This window comes from Azospirillum halopraeferens DSM 3675 (assembly GCF_000429625.1).
GTDB lineage: Bacteria > Pseudomonadota > Alphaproteobacteria > Azospirillales > Azospirillaceae > Azospirillum > Azospirillum halopraeferens.
Genome location: NZ_AUCF01000014.1, coordinates 105,460 through 129,577, shown reverse-complemented (window position 1 = coordinate 129,577; position 24,118 = coordinate 105,460). Strand labels below are relative to the sequence as shown.

The window sequence follows — 24,118 nt, the reverse complement described above, 5'->3', positions numbered from 1 at the left end:
GGCGCCGGAAACATCCGGCGCCGCGGGCCGACCGCATCAGTCCCGCACGATCAGCGCGTCCACCGCGACGATGTCGTCGCCGCGGCAGATCAGCGGGTTCACGTCCAGTTCGGTGAAGCGGCCGGCCTGGTCGGCGGCGAACTCCGAGACGCGGGCGACCAGTTCGGACAGCGCCGGCACGTCCACCGCCGGCAGGTCGCGGAAGCCGTCGAGGATGCGCGCGCCCTTAAGGCCGCGCAGCATGGCCTCCGCCTCGCCCGGGGTCACCGGAGCCGGGGCGGCAACGCTGTCGCGCAGCAGTTCGACCAGCACGCCGCCCAGCCCGACCACGACCAGCGGCCCGAAGGCCGGGTCCATGCGTGCGCCGACGACGATTTCCACACCCTTCGGCACCATCCGCTGCAACAGGACGCCGTCCAGCCGGGCCTCGGGATGCGACGCGGCGATGCGGCTCACCATCGCGGTGCAGGCCGCTTCCACCGCGTCGGCGTCGGCCAGCCCCAAAGCCACGCCTCCCACCTCGGTCTTGTGAGGAAGGTCGGCGCTGTCGATCTTCATCACCACGGGAAAGCCGAGTTCCGTGGCCACCCGTCGCGCTTCCGGAGCGGTGGCGGCGCGCCGCTCCTCGACCACCGGCACGCCGTAGCGCGCCAGCAGCGCCTTGGCCGTCCGCTCCGCCACCGCGCCGGAACCGGCCGATTCCAGCGCCGCCGCCACCGCGGGAGCGGCATCGGCCGGGGCGCGCCGCGGTCGGTCGGCCGGCGGCGCCGCGCGGCCGTGCCAGCGCGACCGCGCGGCCAGTGCGGCGAAGCAGCGGTCCATCGAATGGAACAGCGCCAGATGGGGCGCCGCCTCGATCTCCCGTGCTCCCGGCCCTTCCAGCCAGCCCGACAGCCAGACCTTGCAGATGATCTTGCCCGCCTCGGCGGCGAGTCGGTCAAGCAGGGCGATGCGGGGAAACGCCGTCTCGTAGGCCAGGGGATAGGGAACGACGACAGCGCCGATGTCGGGCTGGGCCAGCACGGCGGTAACGCAGGCCGTCAGGGACGGCAGGTCGTTGACGACCTCCGCCGTGACGTCGCAGGGATTGCGGGCCGAGCCGAAGTCGGGAATGTGCGAACCCAGCACGGCCGCCACCTCCGGCGACGGCTGGGGCAAGGGAACGCCGGCCGCCTCGGCGGCGTCCGCCGCCATGATCGCCGCGCCGCCCGAGGTGGCGATCACGGCCACGCCCGGCGCCGTCGGGGGCGGTGCCTTGGCCAGGAACGAGGCCAGCGGCAGCAGCGCGTCGTAGCCGTCGACGAACAGGCCGCCCGCCCGTTCCACCATCGTGCGGTAGGCCGCATGGGAACCGGCGAGGCTGCCGGTGTGGGAGACCGCGGCGCGCGCCCCCTCCTCCCCCTTGGCCATCTTGCAGACCAGCGCCGGTTTGCCGGCGGCGGTGGCCTTGCGCACCGCCTCCTCCAGGCGGCGGGGATCCGCCAGCCCTTCGAGCACGCAGGCGATAACGCGGCAGGACGGGTCCTCGGCGAGAAAGGACACGCAATCCGCCACGTCCACGTCGCAGGAGTTGCCGCACGTCAGGACGTGGCTGAGGTAGAGGTCCCGCTGCATCGCCTGGGCCAGCGACAGGCCAAGCGCTCCGGACTGGCTGACCAGCCCGATGCGCCGGTCCCCGGCCGGCCGCGCGTAGCCGCGCTCCAGGTCGAGGCCGGTGAGAAAGGTCACCCCCGCCCGCCGTTCGAAAGCGACGAAGCCGATGGCGTTGGGTCCGATCAGCGGGATGCCGGCTTCGCGCGCCCGTCCGGCGATGCGCGCCTGCATGGCGGTGGTGCGGGGATCGCCGGTTTCGGCAAAGCCCGAGGCGTAAACGACGACACCGCCGGCACCGACAGCGATCGCCTCGTCCAGCAGCGTTTCGGTCGTCTCCTTGCCGGTCGCCAGCACGACGACGTCCGGTGCTTCCGGCAGGTCGGCGAGGGAGCGGTGGCACGGCCGGTCGCCGATGTGATCGTAGCGCGGGTTGACCAGATGAAGGTGTCCGGTGAAGTGTGCCAGGTTTTCCGCCGTGCGCGCGCCGAATGAGCCCGGCCGGGCCGAGGCGCCGACGATGGCGATGCTCGTTGGTGCAAAGAGCCGGCGCAGGCATTCGGCCGACGCGAGGGGCCGCCGTCCGTCCATGAATCCTCCTTTCCGACCGCCGAAGACGGCGGCGACCGTGTATCGACCGTGAGTGCGGGGGCGGTGCTACTGCTGGACGACGATGCCGGCCTTTTCGATGATCGCGGCGTTCTGCGCGGTCTCGGCCTTGATCTGCTCGACGAACTCGGCCGGCTTGGGAACCACCGGGCGGCCCTGCAATTCGAGTTTCTTGCGGGTGTCCGGGTGCTCGACGGCGGCGACGATGGCGTCATAGAGCCTGTTGGTCACCGCTTCGGGCGTCCCCTTGGGCACGAACACTCCGGTCCAGAACGTGACGTCGAAATCCGGGAAGCCCGCCTCGATCATGGTGGGCACGTCGGGCAGGCCGGGCCAGCGGTCCGCTCCCGACACGGCGAGCGCGCGCAAGGACCCGGCGGTGAACTGCGGCACCCCGGCCGGGGTGTCGAATCCCAGGTCGATCTCGCCGTTGAGCAGTCCGACCTCCATCGGCGCGGCGCCGCGGTAGGGTACGTGGACCATGGAAACGCCGGCCTGCTGGGCCAGCAGTTCGGTCGCGATGTGGATCAGGTTCCCGACGCCGGCGGAGCCGTAGCTGAGCCCGCCGGGGTTGGCGCGGGCCTTCTCCATCAACGCCTTGACGTCGTCGACGCCCTTGGTGCGTTCGTTCCCGGGGTTGATCGCCAGGATGAACGGTGTCGCGACCACCTTGGTGATCGGCACGAAGTCCTTCAGCGGCTGGTATTGGATGGTCCTGTACAGGCTCGGATTGACGGTGATCGAGCTGGAATTGCTGATCAGCACCGTGTAGCCGTCCGCCTCCGCCTGTGCGACCGCGGTCGCCGCCAGCATGCCGTTCGCACCGGTCCGGTTCTCGACGACCACCGGCTGACCCAGGTCGTGGGACAGCCGCTCCCCCAGGATACGGGCGACGCCGTCGATGGAGCTGCCGGCGCTGAACCCGACGATGAACTTGATCGGCTTGGCGGGCCAGGTGTCGGCCCCGGCGCCGGACACTCCCAGGGCCAGCATGAGGCACGCCGCCGCCGCGGCGAGCGATGGATTGCGCATTTTCTCCTCCCTTTTGTGCCCCGCCATCGCAGGGCGGTCGCGCTTGGTCCGTCAGACAGACCATTTGTTGCATTTTCTAACTAGCACATCGGGGAGCACCGCGCAACGGCCGGCTTGGCCGGCGGACGCACACGCCCGAACGCACACGGGCCGCCCGAGGGGGCGGCCCGTGTGCGTTGCTGCGGCAAGGACGAGTGTCAGGTGGCCGGTTTGGGGTACGCGCCGCCCAGCGATTCGCTGATGTCCTGCGCCGCCGCAACCAATTGGCGGCGCATGGTGGCGATGTTCTCTTCCGTGAAGCGCTCGCGCGGTCCGGACATCGAGAGGGCACCGACAAATCGGCCACCCGGACCGAACACGGGCGCCGCGATGCCGGCGCAGACCGGGTCCCGCTCACCCAGGGAAATGGCGAAGGCGTCCGCGCGGATGCGGTCGTAATACTCCCCGGCCGCACCGTCGAAGGCGAGGATCACCCGGCCGGCGGCCCCCCGGTCGAGCGGCAGCAGATCGCCGACGTTCACCCGGTCCAGGGTCGAATGGCGTGAATCGAGACGGAACAGGCACAGCCGTTTGTCGTCGTTCTGCCGGATGTGGAAGGAGGGGCTTTCGGTTCCCTCCTCCACCAACCGCCGCATCACCGGCATGACGTGGTGGCGCAGCGGGTTGCGGCGTTCGTACGCCATCCCCAGGCGGTGCACGGTGGGCCCCAGCGCGTAGCGCGTGTCGAGGATGCGCACGACGTAGCCGTGGGACTGCAACGTCTCCAGGAGACGCAGGATGGTGCTCTTGTAGAGATCGGTCCGGCGCGACAGCTCCGACAGGGTCAGGGGCTCCGGCTCGGCCTCCAGGGCGGCAAGGATCGACAGGGCGCGCTCGACCGCCGCCACCCCGCCCTTGGTGCCGTCCTTTCCGTCCTCGCCGGCCTCGCGTTCCGGCTTCGGTTCGCCCGCGTTCTTCATTGTTGCTCCCCCGTGTCCGACTGCGCGTCTCGACGCGGCCTTTCTACACCAAATGGCGGCGTTTGCGTGCCTCCGCTCGACCCGACCGGCGATGGGGCCGGCAAAAGCGGCATTGCACGACCACCAACAATCCGCTATCTAGAAAATAGAACATACGTTCCACTGTGGAGAACGATAATGGGAACAGGGGGGATGATCAACCACGCCGGCAACGGACGGTCCGACCGGCCATGACAAACGGCCTGCTGATTGCCAACCGCGGGGAAATCGCGGTCCGCATCGCCCGTTCGGCCGCCGAACTCGGCATCCGGACGGTCGCCGTCCATCCCGACGACGACGCCCGCGCCTTGCACACCCGCGTCGCCGACGCGGCCCACCGGCTCGACGGCCGGGGGGCCGACGCCTACCTGGACGCGGCCGGGATCGTGGCCGCAGCACGGGTCACGGGGTGCGGCGCCATCCACCCCGGCTACGGTTTCCTCAGCGAGAACGCCGGTTTCGCCCGGCGGTGCGAGGAGCACGGCATCATCTTCGTCGGCCCAACGCCGGAGACGCTGGATCTGTTGGGCGACAAGACGCGCGCGCGCGCCCTGGCGGTGGAGCTGGGCATCCCCGTCATCCCCGGCACCGGTCCGGCAACCCTGGCAGACGCGCACGCCTTCCTGGCCGACCTCGGGCCGGGCGCCGCCGTCATGGTCAAGGCGGTGGCCGGCGGCGGCGGGCGCGGCATGCGCGTGGTCCGCGCGGCCGATGCGCTCGACGAGGCCTTCGCCCGCTGTGCCGCCGAGGCCCGCGCGGCCTTCGGCGACGGCACGCTCTACCTCGAGCGCTTCATCCCGCGCGCCCGTCACCTGGAAGTGCAGATCCTCGGGGACGGGCGGGGCGGCGTGGTCCACCTGTGGGAGCGCGAGTGCAGCCTGCAGCGGCGGAACCAGAAGCTGGTGGAGGTAGCCCCCGGGCCGAGCCTGTCCGCCACCACCCGGCAGGCGCTGCTGGACCACGCGCTGCGCATGGCCCGCGCCGTCGGCTACCGCGGCGCCGGAACCTTCGAGTTCCTGCTCGACGCCGACCGCGGCGACCTGGCCTTCATCGAGGCCAACCCGCGCATCCAGGTGGAGCACACGGTGACCGAGGAGGTCACCGGCGTGGACATCGTCCGGGCGCAGCTTCGCATCGCCGGCGGCGCCACGCTGGAGGAGCTGGGGCTGACCCGGGACGCCATCCCCGCCCCGGTCGGGCACGCCGTCCAGGTCCGGGTCAACATGGAGACCATGAACGCCGACGGCACCGCCCGGCCGGCCGGCGGTGTCCTGGAGGTCTATGAACCGCCGGGCGGGCCCGGCGTGCGCGTCGACGGGAGCGGCTATCGCGGCTACCCCGCGAACCCGCGCTACGATTCCCTGCTCGCGAAGGTGATCGTCCACGCCCGCACGGGCGGCTTCGACGCCGCGATCGGCCGCGCCTACCGCGCGCTGTGCCAGTTCCGGGTGACCGGTGTCAACACCAACATCGGCTTCCTGCAGAACCTGCTGGCCCTGCCGGAGGTGCGCGCCAACGACGTCCACACGCGGTTCGTCGACGAGCGCGCCGCCGACCTCGCCGGCGCCGCGACGCACCACCCGCGCCTCTACGTCGAGGAGGAGGCGGCCACGGCCGCCGCCGCGGGGGAGGTCGAAGGCCCGCCGGGCACCGTTGCGGCCCGGGCGCCGATGACCGGCCTTCTGGTCGAGCTGCGCGCTGCCGAAGGCGAACCGGTGCGCCGGGGTGCGGCACTCGCCGTCATCGAGGCGATGAAGATGCAGCACCTGATCGCCGCCCCGGTGAGCGGGATCGTCCGCGCGCTCGCCCGCGTCGACGACACGGTGGCCGAAGGTGCGCCGCTGGCCTTCATCGAGCCGGCCGAGGTCGACGCCGGTGCAGTCGAGGCGGAGGAGACCGCGGACCCCGATGCGATCCGCCCCGACCTTGCCGAGGCCATCGCGCGCCACGCCGAGGGGCTGGACGCCGGCCGCCCGGATGCGGTCACCCGGCGCCACGCCGCCGGCAAGCGCACGGCGCGGGAGAACATCGCCGACCTTTGCGATCCCGACAGCTTCGTGGAATACGGCGCGCTGGCCGTCGCCGCGCAACGCAGCCGGCACCCGGTGGAGACCCTGCGGGCGATCAGCCCGGCCGACGGGCTGGTGTCGGGGATCGGTGCGGTGAACGGCGCGCTGTTCGGGCCGGAGAGGGCGCGCTGCGCCGTCATGGCCTACGACTACACCGTGTTCGCCGGAACCCAGGGGCACATGGGCCACCGCAAGACGGACCGGCTGCTCGACGTGGCGGAGAAGGCCCGCCTGCCGGTGGTGGTGTTCGCCGAGGGCGGCGGAGGCCGGCCCGGCGACACCGACAATCGCCCCGGCGTGAACCTCGCCAACCCGACGTTCTGGCGCTTCGCCCGGATGAGCGCGGTGGCGCCGCTGGTCGGCATCGTCAGCGGCCGCTGCTTTGCCGGGAACGCCGCCGTGCTCGGCTGCTGCGACGTGGTCATCGCCACCCGCGACGCCACCATCGGCATGGGCGGTCCGGCGATGATCGAGGGGGCCGGGCTCGGCACCGTGGCGCCGGAGGACGTGGGCCCCGTTGCCGTGCAGGAGCCGAATGGCGTCATTGATCTGGTGGCCGGGGACGAGGCCGAGGCGACCCGGCTGGCCAAGACCTATCTCTCCTACTTCCAGGGCCCGGTCGCCGACTGGCGCTGCGCCGACCAGCGGCGGCTGCGCGCCGCCGTTCCGGAAAACCGGCTGCGCGCCTACGACGTGCGCACGGTGATCGACACGCTTGCCGACGAAGGCAGCGTTCTGGAGCTGCGGCGCCGCTTCGGGCCGGGGCTGGTCACCGCCCTGGTCCGCCTGGAGGGGCGGCCGGCGGGCCTGATCGCCAACGTGCCGGCCCACCGGGGCGGGGCCGTCGACCGCGACGAGGCCGACAAGGCCGCCCGCTTCATGAAGCTGTGCGACGCCTTCGGCCTGCCGATCGTGTCGCTGTGCGACACGCCGGGCTTCATGGTCGGGCCCGAGGCGGAAAAGCGCGCGACGGTGCGCCACTTCGCCCGGCTGTTCCTGGTCGGCGCCAGCCTCTCCGTGCCGCTGTTCACGGTGATCCTGCGCAAGGCCTACGGACTGGGCGCCATGGCGATGAGCGGCGGCAGCTTCCACGAAAGCTCCCTGATGACGCTGTCCTGGCCGACCGGCGAGTTCGGCGCCATGGGGCTGGAAGGGGCGGTGCGTCTGGGATACCGCAAGGAACTGGAGGCGATCGTCGACACGGCGCAGCGGCAGGCCCGCTACGAGGAACTGGTGGCCCGGCTCTATACCGACGGCAAGGCGGTCAACATCGCCCCCTTCCTCAGCATCGACGACGTCATCGATCCCGCCGACACGCGCCGCCGGCTCGTCGCCGCGATGACGGCGGCGCCACGGGTCCACGCCCCCAAGGACGCCCGGCGCCCCCTGGTCGACGCCTGGTAACGGGAGGTTTCCATGCGCATTCCCCCGCTCCGCACGCTCAATCTGCCCGAGATCACCGCCGCCGCGGTGGTCCTGCTGTTCGGCCTGTTCATGGTCGGCGTCGGGCTGACCTACCCGTTCGGCTCCATCCAGAGAATGGGCCCCGGATTCTTCCCCGTGGTCCTCGGCGTGGCCCTGTGCGGCCTCGGCGCCGTGCTGCTGGTGCAGGCCCTGGCGGCGTCGAGGGCGACGATCCCCTTCGCGCCGCGGCCGATCCTGTTCATGGCCCTGCCGGTCCTGCTGTTTGCCCTGCTGGCACCGCGCATCGGCCTGGTGCCGACGACGCTGCTGCTGGTCATGGTCAGCGCCCGGGCGGAACGGCCGGCTCACCTGCGCAGCGCGGTGATAACCGCGGTGGCGATGGCGATCCTGGGCGACCAGTTGTTCATCCGGGCGCTCGGCGTCTCCCTCCCGGCCTTCTGGTGGTGAGCCATGGAGACCCTCTCCAACCTTGCCCTGGGCTTCGAGGCGGCGTTGTCGCCCGCAGCCCTGCTGTTCTGCTTCCTCGGCGTCACCATCGGCACCTTCGTCGGGGTCCTGCCCGGCGTCGGCGCCCTGGCGGCCATCTCCATGCTGCTGCCGCTGACCTACTACCTGGAGCCGATGGTCGGGCTGATCATGCTGGCCGGCATCTTCTACGGCGCGCAGTACGGCGGCTCCACCGCGGCCATCCTGCTCAACATTCCCGGCACGGCCACCGCGGCCATCACCTGTCTGGACGGCAACCCGCTGGCCAAGCAGGGGCGCGCCGGGGTGGCCCTGCTGATCACCAGCACCGCGTCGTTCATCGGCGGCTGCCTCGCCGTGGTGCTGATGATGTTCTTCACGCCGCTCCTGGCGTCGCTGGCGCTGAACTTCTCCTCGGTGGAGTACTTCGCGGCCATGCTGCTGGGGCTGGTGGCCGCCTCCACCCTGTCGGTGGGCTCACCGGTCAAGGGGTTGGCGATGGTTCTCGTCGGGCTGGCCCTGGCAATCCCCGGAACGGACGTCAATTCCGGGCTGATGCGCTTCACGTTCGGCCGGTTCGAACTGGCCGACGGGTTCGACCTCGTGCCCATCGCCATGGGCATGTTCGGCATCAGCGAGATCATGTCCACCCTGGTCAACCGCGACGGTGCCGCGGTCCGCGCCCGCGACATCACCTTGCGCTCGATGCTGCCGACCCGCGAGGAATGGCGGCGGATCGGTATGCCGATCCTGCGCGGCACCGGCATCGGCTCGATCATCGGCGCGCTGCCCGGCTCCGGCCCCAGCATCGCGACCTTCATCTCCTACGCCGTGGAGAAGCGCCTGTCGTCCGCACCCCAACGTTTCGGCCAGGGTGCGGTGGAGGGGATCGCGGCGCCGGAAGCGTCCAACAACGCGTCGGTCCAGGCCGCCTTCATCCCGACCCTCAGCCTCGGCATTCCCGGCGATTCGGTGATGGCGATCCTCCTGGGGGCGCTGATGATCCACGGCATCATCCCCGGCCCCGGCTTCGTCGCCGAGCAGCCCACCATGTTCTGGGGGCTGGTGGCCAGCTTCTGGATCGGCAACGTCCTGCTGCTGATCCTCAACGTGCCGCTGGTCGGCCTGTGGGTGCGCATCCTGACCATCCCCTACCGGATGCTCTACCCCTCCATGCTGTTCCTGATCTGCGTCGGCGTTTATTCCGTGCGCTCCAGCGTGTTCGATGTCTACACCGCCCTGGCGTTCGGCGTGCTCGGCTTCTTCATGAACGTGCTGCGCTATCCCACGGCCCCGGTGCTGCTGGGCTTCATCCTGGGACCGCTGATCGAAGAGCACCTCAAGCGCTCGCTTCTGGTGTCGCGCGGCGACTTCGCCGTCTTCATCGACCGGCCGATCAGCGCCGTCCTGATGGGCGCCACCGCGGCGCTGATCCTGGTGTCGTTCTGGCCCTACCTCGCCTCCGCCGCCCGTCGCATGCGACGCATCGGCCAAACCCCATAACCATCAACGGGAGGACAAGGATGACGGAGCACGCCGTCACCTTGCGCATGGACGGCGCGGTCGCCGTCCTGACGCTGGACAACCCGCCGGTGAACGCGCTGAGCCACCGGCTGCGCGTCGCCCTGGCCGACCACCTCGACCGCGCCGGGGCGGACGCGGCCGTCGCCGCCGTGGTCATCGCCGGTGCCGGCCGATGCCTGTGCGCCGGCGGTGACCTGAAGGAATTCGGCAAGCCGCAGGACCCGCCGCGGACGACCGACCTGCTGCGGCGCATCGAGGGCTTCGCCAAACCGGTGATCGCGGTCGTCCATGGCCAGACCCTGGGCGGCGGGCTGGAACTGGCGCTGGCCTGCCATGGCCGGGTGGCCGCATCGGCCGCCCGCGTCGGCCTGCCGGAGGTCAAGCTCGGATTGATTCCCGGTGCCGGCGGTACCCAGCGGCTGCCGCGGATCATCGGCGCCGGGCCGGCGCTCGACCTGATCGCGCGGGCGCGCATCCTGTCCGCAGCCGAAGCCCTGGCGCTGGGCGTGGTGTCCGAGGTGGCCGCGTCCGCGCAGGACGCGCTCGCCGCCGGCGTGGCGCTGGCCCGGTCCCTGGCGGAGGCGGGGGCGCGCCCGGTGCCGCCGGCGGAGCGCATCGCCCCCGACCAACGCGCCTCCTTCGACGCGACGGCCGAGGCCCTCCTCCGGCGCGCCGGCGCGAGCGAGGCGGTGCGGGCTGCCGTGGCGTCGGTCGGCAACGCCTTCGACCGTCCCTTCGCCGAGGCCCTGGAGGAGGAGCAGGTGCTCTTCCAGCGCCTGCGCGCTGGCCCGCAATCACGGGCGCTGCGCCACCTGTTCTTTGCCGAACGGGCCGCCGCCAAGGTGGCCGGCGCGGAACCGGGCGACAGCCGTCCGATCCGCCGGGCCGCCGTGATCGGCGCCGGCACCATGGGCGGCGGCATCGCCATGGCTTTCGCCGACGCCGGCATTCCCGTCGCGCTCCTGGAGGAATCGCGCGAGGCGCTGGACCGCGGGCTCGCCCGCATCCGCCGCAATTACGAGAGCGCCGCCGCGCGCGGCCGTCTGTCGGCGGATGAGGTGGAGCGGCGCCTCGGGCTGATCGCCCCCGGCACCGGCCCGGAAGGCGTCGCCGCGGCCGACCTCGTGATCGAGGCGGTGTTCGAGGATATGGCGGTCAAACGCACACTGTTCGCCCGCTTGGATGCCATTGCCCCGCCGGGGGCGATCCTCGCCACCAACACCTCGTCCCTGGACATCGACGCCATGGCCGCGGCGACGTCCCGGCCGGACGCGGTGCTGGGGATGCATTTCTTCAGCCCGGCCAACGTCATGCGCCTGCTGGAGATCGTCCGCGGCGGCGCCACGTCGCCTGCCGTCCTGGCGTCCGTCACCGCGCTGGCGCCGCGCATCGGCAAAATCCCGGTGATCGTCGGCAACGCGCCGGGCTTCGTCGGCAACCGCATCCTCTGGCGCCGCCACGCCGCGGCGGAACGGTTGCTGCAGCAGGGCGCCACGCCGGCCGCCGTGGACCGTGCGCTGGTGGGGTTCGGCTTTCCCATGGGCCCCTTCGCGATGGCCGACCTCGCCGGGCTGGACGTCTCGCAGCGGGTGCGCCGTGCCCGGGGAATCGTTCTGCCGATCGCCGACCTCGTGACCGATCGCGGCTGGCACGGGCAGAAAACGGGCCGCGGCTATCACCGCTACGAGGACGGCTCGCGCACGCCGGTGCCGGACCCCGAAGTGGAGGCGCTTGTGGCCGACTTCGCCCGCGAGCACGGCGTACCACCGCGCCCGCTGTCCGACGAGGACATGGTCGAGCGCCTGCTGTTCCCGATGATCAACGAAGCCGCGCGGGTGCTGGAGGACGGCATTGCCGCCCGCCCCGGCGACATCGACGTCGTCTACGTCCACGGCTACGGCTTTCCTGCGCACCGGGGCGGCCTGATGCACCACGCCGATGCCGTGGGCCTGCGCCACATCGCCGATCGCCTGCGGGCGCTGGCGGCGGAATGCGGTGACGACAGCCTTCTGCCGGCGCCCCTGCTGGCGCGCCTGGCGGCGGCGGACGAGACCTTCGCCGACCGGGCCGTGCAGTCACCCCAACGTGAGGAGATCGCCCGATGACGCGCGCCGGACCACGCGACGACTTCCGGGACCGGGTCGCCATCGTCGGCGTCGCCGAGTCCGAACTGGGGCACCTGCCGCACCGCACGGAGCTGCAACTGCATGCCCGGGCCGCCAAGCGCGCCCTGGACGACGCGGGCATCGCCAAGAGCGAGGTCGACGGCATCCTGTCCATCGGCTCCGCGCGCGGTGTGCGCTTCCCCTCCATGCAGGTGGCCGAATACCTTGGCATCGTCCCGAGCTATTCCGACTCCACCTCGCTGGGCGGCTGTTCGTTCGAGGCGTATGTGCAGCACGCGGCGATGGCCATCGCCGCCGGGTTGTGCTCGGTCTGCCTGATCACCTACGGCAGCACCCAGCGCACCGGCGGCGGGTCCTTCGGCGGCGGGGCCGAACCGTGGCTGCCGGCCTCCCAGTTCGAGGCGCCTTACGGTCTGCCGATGATGGCCGGCGCCTACGCCCTGGCGGCCCAACGGCACATGCACCTCTACGGCACGACGCGCGAGCAGCTCGCCCGCGTCGCCGTGGCGGCCCGGCAATGGGCGGCCATGAACCCCTTGGCCTTCCGGCGGGAGCCGATCACCGTGGAGGACGTCCTCGCCTCCGCTCCCGTCAGTTCGCCGCTGCACCGGCTCGACTGCTGTCTCGTCACCGACGGCGGCGGTGCGGTGGTGGTGACCAGCCGGGAGCGGGCGCGCGATACGGCCAAGGCTCCGGTCTATCTGTGGGGCTCGGCGGAATCCCACAACCAGACCAGCATCGGCGCGATGCCGGAGCTGACGGTGACCCCGGCCGCCATCACCGGGCCACGGGCGTTCGCCGGCGCCGGCATCACCCCGGCCGACATCGACGTGGCGCAGATCTACGACTCCTTCACCATCACCGTCCTGATGACCCTGGAGGACCTCGGCTTCTGCCCCAAGGGCGAGGGCGGCCGCTTCGTCGGGGACGGCCGCATCGCCCCCGGGGGAGCGTTCCCCATGAACACCCAGGGCGGCGGCCTCTCCTACACCCATCCCGGCATGTTCGGGATCTTCCTGATCACGGAAGCCGTGCGCCAGTTGCGCGGCGAATGCGGCGAGCGGCAGGTGGCCGGCGCCCGTCTGGCCCTCTGCCACGGCACCGGCGGCGCCCTGTCGTCGGGAGCGACACTGATTCTCGGGAGCGAACCACGATGAGCACACCCACCCCATCCCCCGCCAAGCCCCTGCCGATCCCCAACACCGAGACCGCCCCCTTCTGGGACGCCGCCCGCGAGGGGCGGCTGCTGGTCCAGCGGTGCCGGGCCTGTGGCGAACACATCTTCTATCCCCGCCTGCTCTGCCCCCACTGCATGAGCGACGCGCTGGAGTGGGTCGAGACGTCGGGCCGCGGCACCGTCTACTCCTTCACCATCGTCCACAAGGCGCCCCCCGGTTTCCGGGACGAGGCGCCGTACGCCGTCGGGCTCGTCGACCTGGCGGAGGGACCGCGGCTGATGACCCGCATCCTCGCCGACGACCTCGACCGCATCAGCGTCGGCCTGCCGGTTGAGGTCTCCTTCACGTCCGCCGGAGGAGGCATCGACCTGCCCGTATTCAGGGCCTGTTCGTAGCTGGGGCGTCCCGGCTCGCGGCGGTCGTGATGCCATTTTCAGGCGAGCAGAGGTTCAGGCGAGCAGAGGTATTGTGGCGGGCGGGCTGGTGGATTTATGGCCGTCGTCAACAGCGCCTGGACCGGTAGTCCATGGGCACCGCCGTCCGTCCGGCAAGCACCACGCCGGCGTCCCGGGACGCGTTCTCGGATGTCGATGCCTTCGTCGATGCGGTGCCGGTCGAGCTGACGGCGATGGCGGCGGACGGTACGCGGCCGACCCGCCGCGACCCTTGAGCGCCCATCACCGGAAGCGCCCTGCGCAAGGCGATCATGGCCGTGTGGTGCGTGTGCTTTTGCGGCATGCGGTGGCGCGCCATCGGTCAGCTCTCGGGCATCCCCTTCGGCACGCTGTACACGCTGTTCGCCCGCTGGACCCGGCCGGGGCTGTGGCGCCGTTGCTCGATCGGCTGGGCCGCACGTGGCGGCTGGCCTGCGGCGATACGCCAGAGCCGAGCACGGTGGTGATCGACAGCCGGACATGCCCCTCGGCCCCGAGCTGCTTCGCGCGGGGCGTGGACGGCGGCAAGAAGATCCGCGGCGTGAAGGTCCACATCGCGGTCGAGACGTACGGCATCCCGCTGGCAATCGATGCTGCGCCGGCCAACGTGCATGACACCAAAGACATCGTCCCGGTCCTGCGCCGGCTCGCCGGCCGCGGCTTCCAGGAGCCGGCGATCGGCGATCTCGGCTATCGCGGCGAGCGCCTCGCCAAAGCCGGGGAGTCGCTCGGCATCACGATCCAGCCGATCGCCCGCGGCCGCGACGGGATGTTCATCCCCAGCGAAATCGCCCGGGTCGTGGAGCGTTCTTTCAGCTGGAGCAGCCGCTACCGGCGATTGAACAACCATCGTCGAGCGGACGAACGAGCACCTCGTCGCGTTCGTCGAAATCGCCTTCGTCTCGATCCTCGCACGGCGCCTCAGGAGGCTCGTTCCCCGGGATGTCAGCGCGTGCCGGAGTCCACGCATTGGCACCTGCCCGACCGTGATCGCGGTTCCAACGCCGTCCGCGACGCGGTGGCCCGTCATCCCGCCTTGAAGCGGGCGGTGTTCTGGCAGCGGGCGGCCGACATCAAACGGAAGGAGCAACGCCCCGCCAGCACGCACGTGAACATCCTGTGCCGTGGCGATGAGTACTGGTCGCCTGGCTTGCCGGTGTTCTGCGCATCCGGGCCAATTGCCGGCACACGGTCCATCGCGAGGAACAGGTTGACCGGAAAATGCGGACCGACATCCGACTGCACAACGCCGCCCGCGATGGACCGGCGTGTATCGAGATCAAGGTGCTGGAAAAGGGCCGGAGCGTTCCTGATCTGGAAAACGCCCTCGAACACAAGCTTGTCGGCCGGCACCTGCGCGACCACCGCTCGCGCTACGGCATCCTGCTCCTCTTCCGGACCGGACGGAGGAAGCGCTGGCAGCCCGCCGATTCGGCGCCCCTCGACCTTGCGGGGCTGGTGGACCGTCTGACCGCCCGTACAGCCGGCCTTGTCCGCCGCATCCGGGGGGCGATCGACCGGACGTTGTCGCCCGCGTCCTGCGCGGCTCCGTGCCGCCGGAAAATGCCCTTTTGACTCCGACCACGGACTGATACGGCCGCAGACCGGTTGCCGCCCCGGCGGCGTCACCGCGCCAGGCGGTCGGACAGGAACTCCACCACCGCGCGCACGCCGGGCAACTGGCCGCGGCGGTGCGTGGTCAGGATCGTGGTCGTCACGGCACCGGCGGTCCAGCCGGGCAGCACCCGCACCAGCGCCCCGGCCGCGAGACCGGCGCGGCACAGGCCCTCGGGCAGGCAGGCGATGCCCAGGCCGGCGGTGGCCGACCGCAGCAGCACCAGCGATTCGTCGGCCACCAGGCGGGGCCGCGGCGCGACCGTCACCTCGGCGCCCTGGCCGTCGCCGATGCGCCAGACCGTGGCCGTCGGGCCGGTCAGCAGGCCGCAATGGGCGGCGAGGTCGTCCGGCCGTTCCGGGGTGCCGCGGAGGTCCAGGTACCCGGGGGCGGCGACCATGACCACGGGATCGACCGCCACGCGGCGCTGCACGAGCCCCGAATCCGGCAGCGGCTGAAAATGGCTGCGCACGGCGATGTCGAAACCGTCCTGCACCAGGTCCACGAAGCGGTCGGTGACGTGCACCTCCAGCCGGATCGCGGGATAGGCCCGCGCCAGCTCCGCCAGGTGATCGGCCAGATGGAACTGCGCAACGGGGACCGACGCCGTCAGCCGCACCGTCCCGCTCGGCGCGGCCAGCCGCATGCGCACGGCGGTCTCCGCGGTTTCGGCTTCGATCAGCGCGGCACGGGCGTGTTCGTAGAAATCACGCCCCGGGTCGGTCAGCGTGAGGCTGCGGGTGGTGCGGCGGAGCAGCCGGGCCCCGAGACTCTCCTCCAGCTCGGCGATGCGTTTGCTGACGGTCGATTTCGGCACACCGAGCCGCCGGGCGGCGGCGGTGATTCCCCCGTCCTCCACCGCGCGGACGAAATAGCGGAGGTCGTTGAGGTTCAGCATTCCGGGGCCACGTCGTCCACGTCTGTGAACAATGAGTTCGGATTCTAGCGTCTATCGGCTGATTGTCCACACCTGCATGCTGCCGGCGGCGACGGCAATCCGCCGTTGCGGCGACAGGGAGACGATCATGGACCCAATTCTCTTCTACGGCGTGCCCGAGGGCTGCTCCTTCGGATCGATCGTCGCGCTGGAATGGGCCGGCCGGCCGTACCGGCTGTGCCGCATCGCCTTGCCCGAGATGGCGGCGAGCCCGGCCTACCGGCGGGTCAATCCCGTCGGCGAGACGCCCGCACTGATGACCGCGACGGGCGCGATCATCGTCGAGAGCATGGCGATCCTCAACCACATCGGTGCCGGGGCGATCGACCGGGGGCTCGCCTTCCCGCAGGGGAGCGCCGGCTTCGACCGCCTGAACCAGGCGCTGGCGTTTCTCAACACGAGTTTCTTCAACGCCTTCACGCCGCTCTGGCACACCCTGGACAGCGACGTCGGGGAGCCGGAGAAGACCGTCCTCACCGCCTTCGGTCACCGCATGGTGGCGGAGGCGCACGCCGACCTGGAGCGGATGCTGGACGGCCGCGACTGGATTCTCGGCGAGCGGCGCAGCCTGGCCGACGCCTATTTCGCCGGCATCGCGCGCTGGGTCGATGTCCACGACGCACTCGACCGGCGCGCGTACCCCGCCGTCAACCGCCTGTACGAGCGGCTCTGCGAGGACCCCGCCGTCCGCTTCGCCCGGGCGGTGGAGCACGGGGAGCCCGCCGTCACGACCGGCCGCTTCGCCGGCCACGTCAGCCTCGACGATGCGCTTTCCCCTGCCGTCGCGACGAGCCCGTAACCGGCCCCGCCGCCCGGGGTACGGGAACCCCCGGGCGGCGGGCGGCGGAGCCGTCAGGCGCCGCCGGGTACCACGATGATGTCGGTGTGGCTCAGCGTGCGGACGTTGAGCGTGGCGATGGTGACCGCCGCGCCGGCCCCCGATCCGTCGGCGTCGAACGACAGCACGCCGGTGCGCGTGTCGAACACGAACGTCGCGTTGGCCGACGCCGGGTTGTCCAGCGCGAAGTGGGCGGCCGGCAGGGTGCCCGCCGGGATCGACCCGAAGTTGGGTCCGACCACGGCGATGCGGTCCACCCCCGCCTCGAAGTCGCCGATGACGTCGCCGCCGTCGAGCGTGCTCTCGAAGCCGAAGGTGTCGGCGCCCAGACCGCCGTACAGGACGTCGCGACCCTCGCCGCCGAACAGCACGTCGTTGCCCTGACCGCCGAACAGCGTGTCGTCGCCCATCTGGCCGTACAGCACATCCCCGCCGAGCTGGCCATAGAGCACGTCGCCATCCTGGCCGCCGAACAGCGTGTCACTGTCCTGCCCGCCGAACAGGGTGTCCATGCCCCGGTTGCCGAAGAGCAGGTCGTCCTGCTGGTTGCCGTACAGCACGTCGTCGCCGCTGCCGCCGACCACGGTGTCCGCGCCGAACCCGCCGAACAGCACGTCGTTGCCGCCCTCCGACCCCACGTAGTCGTTGCCGGCACCGCCGTGCAGGGTGTCGTCGCCCTCGCCCAGCACGATCCACTGGTCGGAGCCGTCGCCCACCACGACCTGGGAACCGGTGCCGCCGGTGACGCGGACCGCGCCGACCACGGCGGCGAACTCGACGTTGTGGAGTTCGATGACGGATCCCGAGGGCAGGCCGCGGGCGTCGATGACGATCGCCTGGCGTTCGGTGACGGGTCCGCCGCCGGCCGGCGGCGCCGAGGAGGTGCCGTCGATGATGATCGGCTGGCCCGGCGGAGCCGTGGCGCCGGGGGCGACGACCGGCGTGATGGTGCGCACGGTCAGGTTGGTGCCCGCCGGCAGCCCGTTCAGGAACGTCTGCCCGATGCCGGACATGTCCTGCCCGGCGGCCGGCTGTTCCTGCGTGCGGCCCAGGATGGCGCGGATCAGCCCGTCCGCCGCCGAACCGCCGGCGGTGGTGACCGCGTCCACCTGCATGCCCACGCCGACCGGCACGTGGGCGATCAGCAGCGTCCGTCCGCCGGCGTCGCTGGCCAGCGGGATGTCGGCGTTGGGGGTGGAGGCGATCTCCTCGCGCCGGTCGGCGGTCACCACGGGGATGGTCAGCGTCCGGGTGACCGTGCCGTCGCCGGCGGTCTGCGTCGTCTGCTGCACGCTGACGCCGTCCACCGTCAGGGTGACCGTCGACGGCGTCCCCCCGCCGTCGCCGCCGCCCGTGGACGGTGGCGGCGAGGCGGCGGCTGCGGTCGAGAAGTTGAGCCGGGTGGAGCCGCTCAGGCCGGCGAAGGCGTTGCCCTCGGCATCCGTGAAGGCGCCGGCGGCGATCTCCACGTAATAACCGGTCAGATGGGCAAGCGGATTGGACGGGACGATCGTGACCTGGTTGCCGTTGATCGTGACCCGGGCCGTGTCGGTCACCGCGAAGGTTTCCACCGCCCCGCCGTCGGACAGGCGGCGCAGCGTGATGGAGCCGGTCGCCGCCTGGACGGTCTCGGAAAAGGTCAGGACGATGGCGCTGCCCACCGCCACCCCGGTGGCGTCGTCGGCCGGCGCGGAGCCGGTCAGCCGCGGCAACGAGTAGGTGAGGGCGCCGTTGTTCACCGCGAAGCCTTCGAGATCGTAGCTTCCGGACAGCACCACCGACCGAAGCATGCCCCCGACATCGAAGTGCACGGTGGTCGTGCCGCTGACCGCGTCGAAGGCGTCGATCTGAACGGAGAACGGCGTCATGCCGATGCCGGCGCCGGCGCTGACCGGTCCGGTCAGCGTCGTGTCGTTGATGCGGATCACGTCGCCGTCCGCGAAATCGCCGATGAGATCCGTTCCCGAACCCACGGGTTCGATGAGGAAGAGATCGTTGCCGGCGCCGCCGTACAGCGTGTCGGACCCGTTGCCGCCCTGCAGCAGATCGTCGCCGTCGCCGCCGTACAGGATGTCGTTGCCGTTACCGCCATAGAGCGTGTCGTTTCCGGCTTCCCCGCTCAACACGTCGTCGCCGGCCCGGCCGTACAGGATGTCGTTGTCGCCACCGCCCTCCAGCGTGTCGTTTCCGTTGCCCCCGTCGAGGGTGTCGTCACCGAGAAAGCCGCCGATCCAGTCGTCGCCGTCACTGCCCGTCAGGTAATTGCCTTCGCCGTTTCCCATATGGGTGTAGTTCGACATAAAAAAAACTCCGCGGTGACGGTTAAGCTGGACTGCAATGTGACGTGTTCTGTTCCACGCCGGCGTCGAATGCGTCGAACGACCGGGGTCGAAGGCGGCGGCGAAACTGATATACTTGCTGACCGGGCACCATTTGTGGTCAACGCAAAGGTATTCCGCATCTGCGCAAGGCGCGTCAACGGACCATTTTGTACAAATTGTAACGATGCCCGCGATGCGGGTGGCGTGCCCGATTGACGATGCCGGCTTATCCGCCTTAGGGTCCGCCGTCCGCGCGCCGCCGTGTCGGGGCGGGACGTGGTGCAGGGGGAACGCGCCGACCGTGACCGAACATCCTCATACGCTCCCCCCGCAGGGGTCGGCGGCCCCGTCGGTTGGCCGGGACGGGGATGATCCGGCGCCCCTGCGCACCCTCGAGGTGCAGTCCCGCTGCCTGGCCGCCGCCGCCCTGGCCCGTGGCATTCCCCTGTCGGTCGTCCGCGCCGCCCGATCCCCGTCCCATCCGGTGCGGCAGTGGCTGCGGCTGGCGATCGGGGACCGGGTGTACGCCTACCGGGTCGGCATGCTGCTGCGCGCACCGGACGGCGCACCCTGGCGCCACGTCAACGGCGCCGCCGCCGCGATCACCACGAACAAGGCGCGGACCAAGGCCATCCTGGCCGCCGCCGGCGTGCCCGTTCCGGCCGGCGCCGTCTTCGACGCCGGCGACCTGTCCGGCGCGCTGGCCCACGCCGCCGCCGCGGGGTGTGCGCAGTGCGTCAAGCCGAACAACGGGATGAAGGGCATCATGGTCTTCCCCGGGCTAACGGACGCGGCGGCGGTCCGCACCGCGTTCGAGCGGGCCGGCAGCCGCTTCGCCCGCATCCTCGTGGAGGACAGCGTCGAGGGCGAGGTCATCCGTTTCTTCCTCGCAGGCGCACGCGCGGTGGCGGTGTCGCTCAACCGGCCGGCCAACGTGACGGGCGACGGAGCCGCCACCATCGCCCGGCTGATCGAGGCGAAGAACCGCGAGCGGGCCGTGCGCGCCCTGCCCGACCACCTGCCGATCATCGTCGACGACGACCTGCTCGGCCACCTCGCCGGGCAGGGCCTGTCGCTGGCCAGCGTGCCGGCGGCGGGCATGCGCGTGCTGCTGCGCGCCACCTCCAACGGGGCCACCGGCGCCGACAGCATCGCCTGCCCCGGCGACACCCACCCCTCCTACGCCGCGGTGGCGGAGACGGCGTGCCGGGCGATTCCCGGCCTCGTCGTGGCCGCCGTCGACATGGTCGTCGCCGACCGCGGACGCCCCGCCGCACCCGACAACCACCGGGTGCTGGAGATCAACAGCTCGCCCGGCGTCGTCCTGTACCATTACCCATGGGAAGGCGAGGCGCAGGACGTCAGCGGCGCCATCCTCGACCACCTCATCGCGCTCCCCCCATGCCCGACCGACACGACCGGCCGCCCCTGATCGGCCTGTACACCGGCTTTCGCCCGCCCCTCGACGCGGTCGAGCCCCTGCGGCTGCGCGCCCTGGCGGCGGAAGCCCTGCTGCAGGGGGCATCCTTCATGGTGTTCGCGACCGAGGACGCGGACCCGGATTCGGAAACGATCCGCGGGCTCGTCCTGGAACCGGACGGCTGGCGGGAGCGCCGGTTCCGCTTCCCGGACGTGGTCATGAACCCGATCTACGCCCGCCGCGACATCGACCATGCGGTCGAGGCGGTCCTGCGCCGGCACGCCCCCTTCACCACCCTGCGCATCGCCGACAAGATCGGCGTCGCCGCCATGCTGGAGGGGACGGCGCTGGCCCCCCACGTCATCCCCTACGCCCCGCTGGAGGCGGACCGGATCGCCGGGCGGATCGCCGACTTTCTGGCCGTCCACCGGCGCATCGTGGTGAAGCCGGCCCAGGGGCAGCGGGGCCGCGGCATCCTGTTCCTGACCGCCACCGAGAGCGGCGTCCGCCTGCGCCGCCACGCCGAGGAGGTCGACACGACGGTGGCGGCGGTGGCCGCCGACCTGCTGCCGATGCTGGACGAGGGCCGCTGGCTGATGCAGCGCCTGATCCTGTCGCGGGCGCGCGGCGACCGGTACTTCGATGTGCGCGTGCACGTGCACAAGGACAGCACCGGCGCGTGGTCCCCGGTGCGCGCGTACGTGCGCCTGTCGGAGGCCGGCCTGATGGTGTCCAACACCAGCCGCGGCGGCTACCAGGGCGACATCCACCAGTTCTTCGCCAGCCTGAAGCAGGACGCGCCGGCCCTGGTGGACCGGCTGCACCGGCTGGGCCTGGAGGTTGCCGAAACGGTCGATGGCCGGTACGGCGGCGGCATCGACGAGCTGGGCATCGACCTGCTGGTCGACGGCGCCCGCCACCCCTGGGTGGTGGAGGTCAACACCCACCCGCAGAGCCGCTACCACGAGTTCATGCGCGCCGGCCACGCCATCGCCTACGCCCGGTATCTGGCGCGGACATTCCGGGCGGCGGCCGGCGCCGTCAGCGCGACGGCCGGGCGGCCGGCTGCAGATAGTCCATGATCAGCCCGACCACGTGGTCCCGCCGGGCGGCCAGGGCGTCGGGGGATTCCAGCGCCTGGCCGGTGACCAGCGACAGGGTGTGGATGTTGGAGAAGTAGAAGTAGCTGAGCCCGACGATGGAGATCCAGAGCTGGGCCGGGTCCACGTCGGCGCGGATGGAACCTTCGGTGGCCCCGCGCTCCAGGATGTCGGCGATCATGCCGAACAGCGGTGAATGCATGGCCTGCACCGCCCCCGATCGCGCCAGATAGCGCGCCCCCATCATGTTCTCCGTGTTCAGGAGCTGGATGAAGGAGCGGTCCTCCACGAAGCTGTCGAAGGTGAACGCCACCAGGCGGCGCATCGCCGCGTCGGGCTTCAGACGCTTGAGGTCGAGCCGGCGTTCGGCCGAGCGCGCGCGGTCGTACGCCATCTCCAGCACCGCGACGTACAGCCCCTCCTTGTCGCCGAAATACTGGTAGATCATCCGCTTGTTGGCTTCCGCCGTGTCGGCGATCACGTCGATGCGCGCGCCTTCGAATCCCTTGGCCGCGAACTCCCGGTGCGCCGCCTCCAGGATGCGGGCCCGCGTGGCCTCGGCCGAACGGCGGTGGCGGACCGGCCGGGCGGCGTCCGGCGCGACGGTGGCGTCGGCGGACCCCGGGCCCGGGGCGGAGCCGGGGGCGGCAGCGGCTTTGGTGGCGGGCATCCGGATCGCCTTCTTCCTGTTCCGAACCCTCTATGGCGGCGGCGGCGGCGAACCGCAAGACCCGCGACGGCCACGATACCGACGATAGAACTAACCAGTTATTTACTTATTGACGCCGGGTCAAGCCCCGGGCAATGATGGGAGCACAAAACAATCCGGCCATCCAGCGGATTGGCCGAGGGAGGATGGACATGCTGAAAGAGAAGCTGCTCGCCCTGGGCGCTGCCGTCGGCGTCGGCGCCCTGTCCCTGTCCGTGGCGGCGACGCCGGCGTCGGCCGCGTCGTGGAAGCCGGAAAAGCCGGTGACCATCGTCGTGCCCTGGGGTGCCGGGGGCTCGACCGACCAGATCGTCCGCCTCGTGGCGGTGGAGCTGGAGAAGGAGCTGGGCCAGAAGTTCGTGATCGTCAACCAGCCGGGCGCCCAGGGCGCCATCGGCACCCGCTCGGTGATGGAAGCACCGCGCGACGGCTACACCTGGGCCTCCGGCGCGGCCAAGGACATCGGCACCTACGGCGTCAGCGGCCTGGCCGACACGAAGCTGACGGACTGGCACCTGTTCCTGGCGGTGGTCAACACCTCGGTCCTCAGCGTCAACGCCGACACCCCGTATCAAACGGCGGAGGAGCTGGTGAACGCCATGAAGGCGAAGCCCGGCACCGTCACCGTCGCCACCGCCGGCGTCAACTCCTCGGGCGGGGCCGCCGTGGCGGCGCTGAGCAACGCGCTGGGCGTCGAGGTCAAGCAGGTCACCTACGACGGCGGCAACCCCGCCACCATCGCCACCGCCGGCGGCGAGACCGTCGCCACCACCCAGCTCGCCGCCGACCAGGCGGAGATGATCCGCGCCCGCAAGATCCGGCCGCTGGCGGTGCTGGGCGGCCGCACGCTGACCCTGGACGGCGTCGGCGAGATCCCGCCGATCACCCGCTTCTATCCCGACTACCCCGTCGCCGACGACTACTTCGGCCTGTTCATTCCCAGGGGCGTGCCGCAGGAGGTGGTCGACACCGTCGCGCACATCTGGTCGAAGACCATCGACGGGTCCGAGGCGTTGCAGCGCTACGGCGCCCAGAAGGGCTCCATCCCCGCGGTGGTCATGGGTGAGGAAGCCTATGCGGCGGCCATGCCGTCCATCCAGAAGATGGCCTACGGCATGGTGGAGCGCGGCCAGGCCAAGGCCGACCCGGCGACGCTGGGCATCCCGAAGCCCTGATCCGCGGGCCGGGACAGGAGTGCGGCCATGACCGCCACGACCCCCGTGCGCACCGACGTCCGTGGCGACGTCCGCGCCGACCGCATCACCGGCGTGTTCCTCACCGCCCTGGGAATCGCCGTCACCGCCGGCGCGGTGCTGATGGACCGGCTGCCGGAGCGCGGCGTCGATCCCTGGACGGTGCCGGGGATGGTGCCGGGGGTCCTCGGCGCGACGCTGGCGGTGCTGGGCCTGGCGCTCGCCCTGCGGCGCGGCGTCCGCCGCCCCCCGCCGGCGGCGGCGGACGCCGCGGCCCCGGACGGGGACCGCCTGCGGGTGCCGCTGGTGCTCGGCCTCTGCCTCGTCTACGCGGTGGGGCTGGTCGGCCGGCTGCCCTTCTGGCTGGCCACGGCGCTGTTCGTCTTCACCTTCACCGCCGTGCTGGAGCGGGACCCCGCCGACCCGCCCGCCGCCCGCCGGCGCAAGCTGTTCGCCGCCGCCGTCCTGGCGGCGGCGACGGGTGCGGGAATCCACCTGCTGTTCCAGGACCTCTTCCTCGTCCGCATGCCGTGAG

The 24,118-nt window shown here is 71.4% G+C and carries 19 protein-coding genes; 13 read left to right on the top strand and 6 right to left on the bottom strand.

The genetic code is table 11. The features are described 5' to 3' along the window. Positions 1–36: 36 nt before the first annotated feature. From G472_RS0115035 to G472_RS33370, 3 genes are all read right to left on the bottom strand, one after another. A complete protein-coding gene (locus tag G472_RS0115035) occupies positions 37–2,181 on the bottom strand; it encodes an acetate--CoA ligase family protein (RefSeq protein ID WP_029009060.1) in 2,145 nt (714 codons plus the stop codon). Positions 2,182–2,247: 66 nt separating this feature from the next. Further along, positions 2,248–3,231: a Bug family tripartite tricarboxylate transporter substrate binding protein gene (locus G472_RS0115030; protein WP_051340849.1), complete on the bottom strand. Its 984-nt coding sequence runs from the start codon at positions 3,229–3,231 to the stop codon at positions 2,248–2,250. A 197-nt stretch (positions 3,232–3,428) separates the two neighbouring features. Beyond that, the gene (locus tag G472_RS33370) at positions 3,429–4,190 is read right to left on the bottom strand and encodes an IclR family transcriptional regulator (RefSeq protein WP_084536660.1); all 762 of its coding nucleotides are present in this window, start codon (positions 4,188–4,190) and stop codon (positions 3,429–3,431) included. Positions 4,191–4,420: 230 nt separating this feature from the next. Here G472_RS33370 and G472_RS0115020 point away from each other — a divergent pair, with 230 nt between their 5' ends. From G472_RS0115020 to G472_RS38095, 8 genes are all read left to right on the top strand, one after another. After that, a complete protein-coding gene (locus G472_RS0115020; RefSeq protein WP_029009058.1) occupies positions 4,421–7,702 on the top strand; it encodes an acetyl-CoA carboxylase family protein in 3,282 nt (1,093 codons plus the stop codon). A gap of 12 nt (positions 7,703–7,714) precedes the next feature. Beyond that, the gene (locus G472_RS0115015) at positions 7,715–8,170 is read left to right on the top strand and encodes a tripartite tricarboxylate transporter TctB family protein (protein ID WP_029009057.1); all 456 of its coding nucleotides are present in this window, start codon (positions 7,715–7,717) and stop codon (positions 8,168–8,170) included. Positions 8,171–8,173: 3 nt separating this feature from the next. Then, positions 8,174–9,691: a tripartite tricarboxylate transporter permease gene (locus tag G472_RS0115010; protein WP_029009056.1), complete on the top strand. Its 1,518-nt coding sequence runs from the start codon at positions 8,174–8,176 to the stop codon at positions 9,689–9,691. A gap of 20 nt (positions 9,692–9,711) precedes the next feature. After that, entirely contained in the window at positions 9,712–11,817 is a 2,106-nt protein-coding gene (locus G472_RS0115005) for a 3-hydroxyacyl-CoA dehydrogenase NAD-binding domain-containing protein (RefSeq protein ID WP_029009055.1), read from the top strand. Continuing rightward, positions 11,814–12,995, top strand: coding sequence for an acetyl-CoA acetyltransferase (locus G472_RS0115000; protein WP_029009054.1), 1,182 nt, complete (start codon positions 11,814–11,816; stop codon positions 12,993–12,995). The genes G472_RS0115005 and G472_RS0115000 overlap by 4 nt, the downstream gene beginning before the upstream one ends. Next, positions 12,992–13,411, top strand: a complete 420-nt coding sequence (locus G472_RS0114995; RefSeq protein WP_029009053.1) for a Zn-ribbon domain-containing OB-fold protein — start codon at positions 12,992–12,994, stop codon at positions 13,409–13,411. Before G472_RS0115000 ends, G472_RS0114995 begins: the two co-directional genes overlap by 4 nt. A gap of 131 nt (positions 13,412–13,542) precedes the next feature. Beyond that, on the top strand, positions 13,543–13,686 hold the full coding sequence (locus G472_RS38845; RefSeq protein ID WP_156927129.1) for a hypothetical protein: 144 nt from the start codon (positions 13,543–13,545) through the stop codon (positions 13,684–13,686). A gap of 152 nt (positions 13,687–13,838) precedes the next feature. After that, a complete protein-coding gene (locus G472_RS38095; RefSeq protein WP_169732814.1) occupies positions 13,839–14,921 on the top strand; it encodes a transposase in 1,083 nt (360 codons plus the stop codon). Positions 14,922–15,075: 154 nt separating this feature from the next. On the opposite strand, the gene G472_RS0114975 is transcribed toward G472_RS38095, so the two are convergent. Further along, positions 15,076–15,963, bottom strand: a complete 888-nt coding sequence (locus G472_RS0114975) for a LysR substrate-binding domain-containing protein (protein WP_029009050.1) — start codon at positions 15,961–15,963, stop codon at positions 15,076–15,078. A gap of 127 nt (positions 15,964–16,090) precedes the next feature. Between G472_RS0114975 and G472_RS0114970 the strand changes: the two genes are divergently transcribed. Next, positions 16,091–16,801 carry a glutathione S-transferase family protein gene (locus G472_RS0114970; RefSeq protein ID WP_029009049.1) on the top strand — a complete coding sequence of 237 codons (711 nt, stop codon included), beginning with the start codon at positions 16,091–16,093 and terminating at the stop codon, positions 16,799–16,801. Positions 16,802–16,854: 53 nt separating this feature from the next. On the opposite strand, the gene G472_RS0114965 is transcribed toward G472_RS0114970, so the two are convergent. Continuing rightward, positions 16,855–19,140: an Ig-like domain-containing protein gene (locus G472_RS0114965; protein ID WP_029009048.1), complete on the bottom strand. Its 2,286-nt coding sequence runs from the start codon at positions 19,138–19,140 to the stop codon at positions 16,855–16,857. A 322-nt stretch (positions 19,141–19,462) separates the two neighbouring features. Here G472_RS0114965 and G472_RS0114960 point away from each other — a divergent pair, with 322 nt between their 5' ends. Continuing rightward, positions 19,463–20,593 carry a hypothetical protein gene (locus G472_RS0114960; RefSeq protein WP_156927127.1) on the top strand — a complete coding sequence of 377 codons (1,131 nt, stop codon included), beginning with the start codon at positions 19,463–19,465 and terminating at the stop codon, positions 20,591–20,593. Further along, positions 20,563–21,663 (top strand): YheC/YheD family protein, encoded by a 1,101-nt coding sequence (locus G472_RS0114955; protein WP_029009046.1) that lies wholly within the window; start codon positions 20,563–20,565, stop codon positions 21,661–21,663. The genes G472_RS0114960 and G472_RS0114955 overlap by 31 nt, the downstream gene beginning before the upstream one ends. Here the strand turns inward: G472_RS0114955 and G472_RS0114950 are convergent. Further along, the gene (locus G472_RS0114950) at positions 21,623–22,351 is read right to left on the bottom strand and encodes a TetR/AcrR family transcriptional regulator (protein ID WP_035692494.1); all 729 of its coding nucleotides are present in this window, start codon (positions 22,349–22,351) and stop codon (positions 21,623–21,625) included. The genes G472_RS0114955 and G472_RS0114950 overlap by 41 nt on opposite strands. A 191-nt stretch (positions 22,352–22,542) precedes the next feature. Here G472_RS0114950 and G472_RS0114945 point away from each other — a divergent pair, with 191 nt between their 5' ends. Further along, entirely contained in the window at positions 22,543–23,565 is a 1,023-nt protein-coding gene (locus G472_RS0114945) for a Bug family tripartite tricarboxylate transporter substrate binding protein (protein WP_051340861.1), read from the top strand. A gap of 27 nt (positions 23,566–23,592) precedes the next feature. Continuing rightward, a complete protein-coding gene (locus G472_RS0114940; RefSeq protein WP_029009043.1) occupies positions 23,593–24,117 on the top strand; it encodes a tripartite tricarboxylate transporter TctB family protein in 525 nt (174 codons plus the stop codon). Position 24,118: the final 1 nt, after the last annotated feature.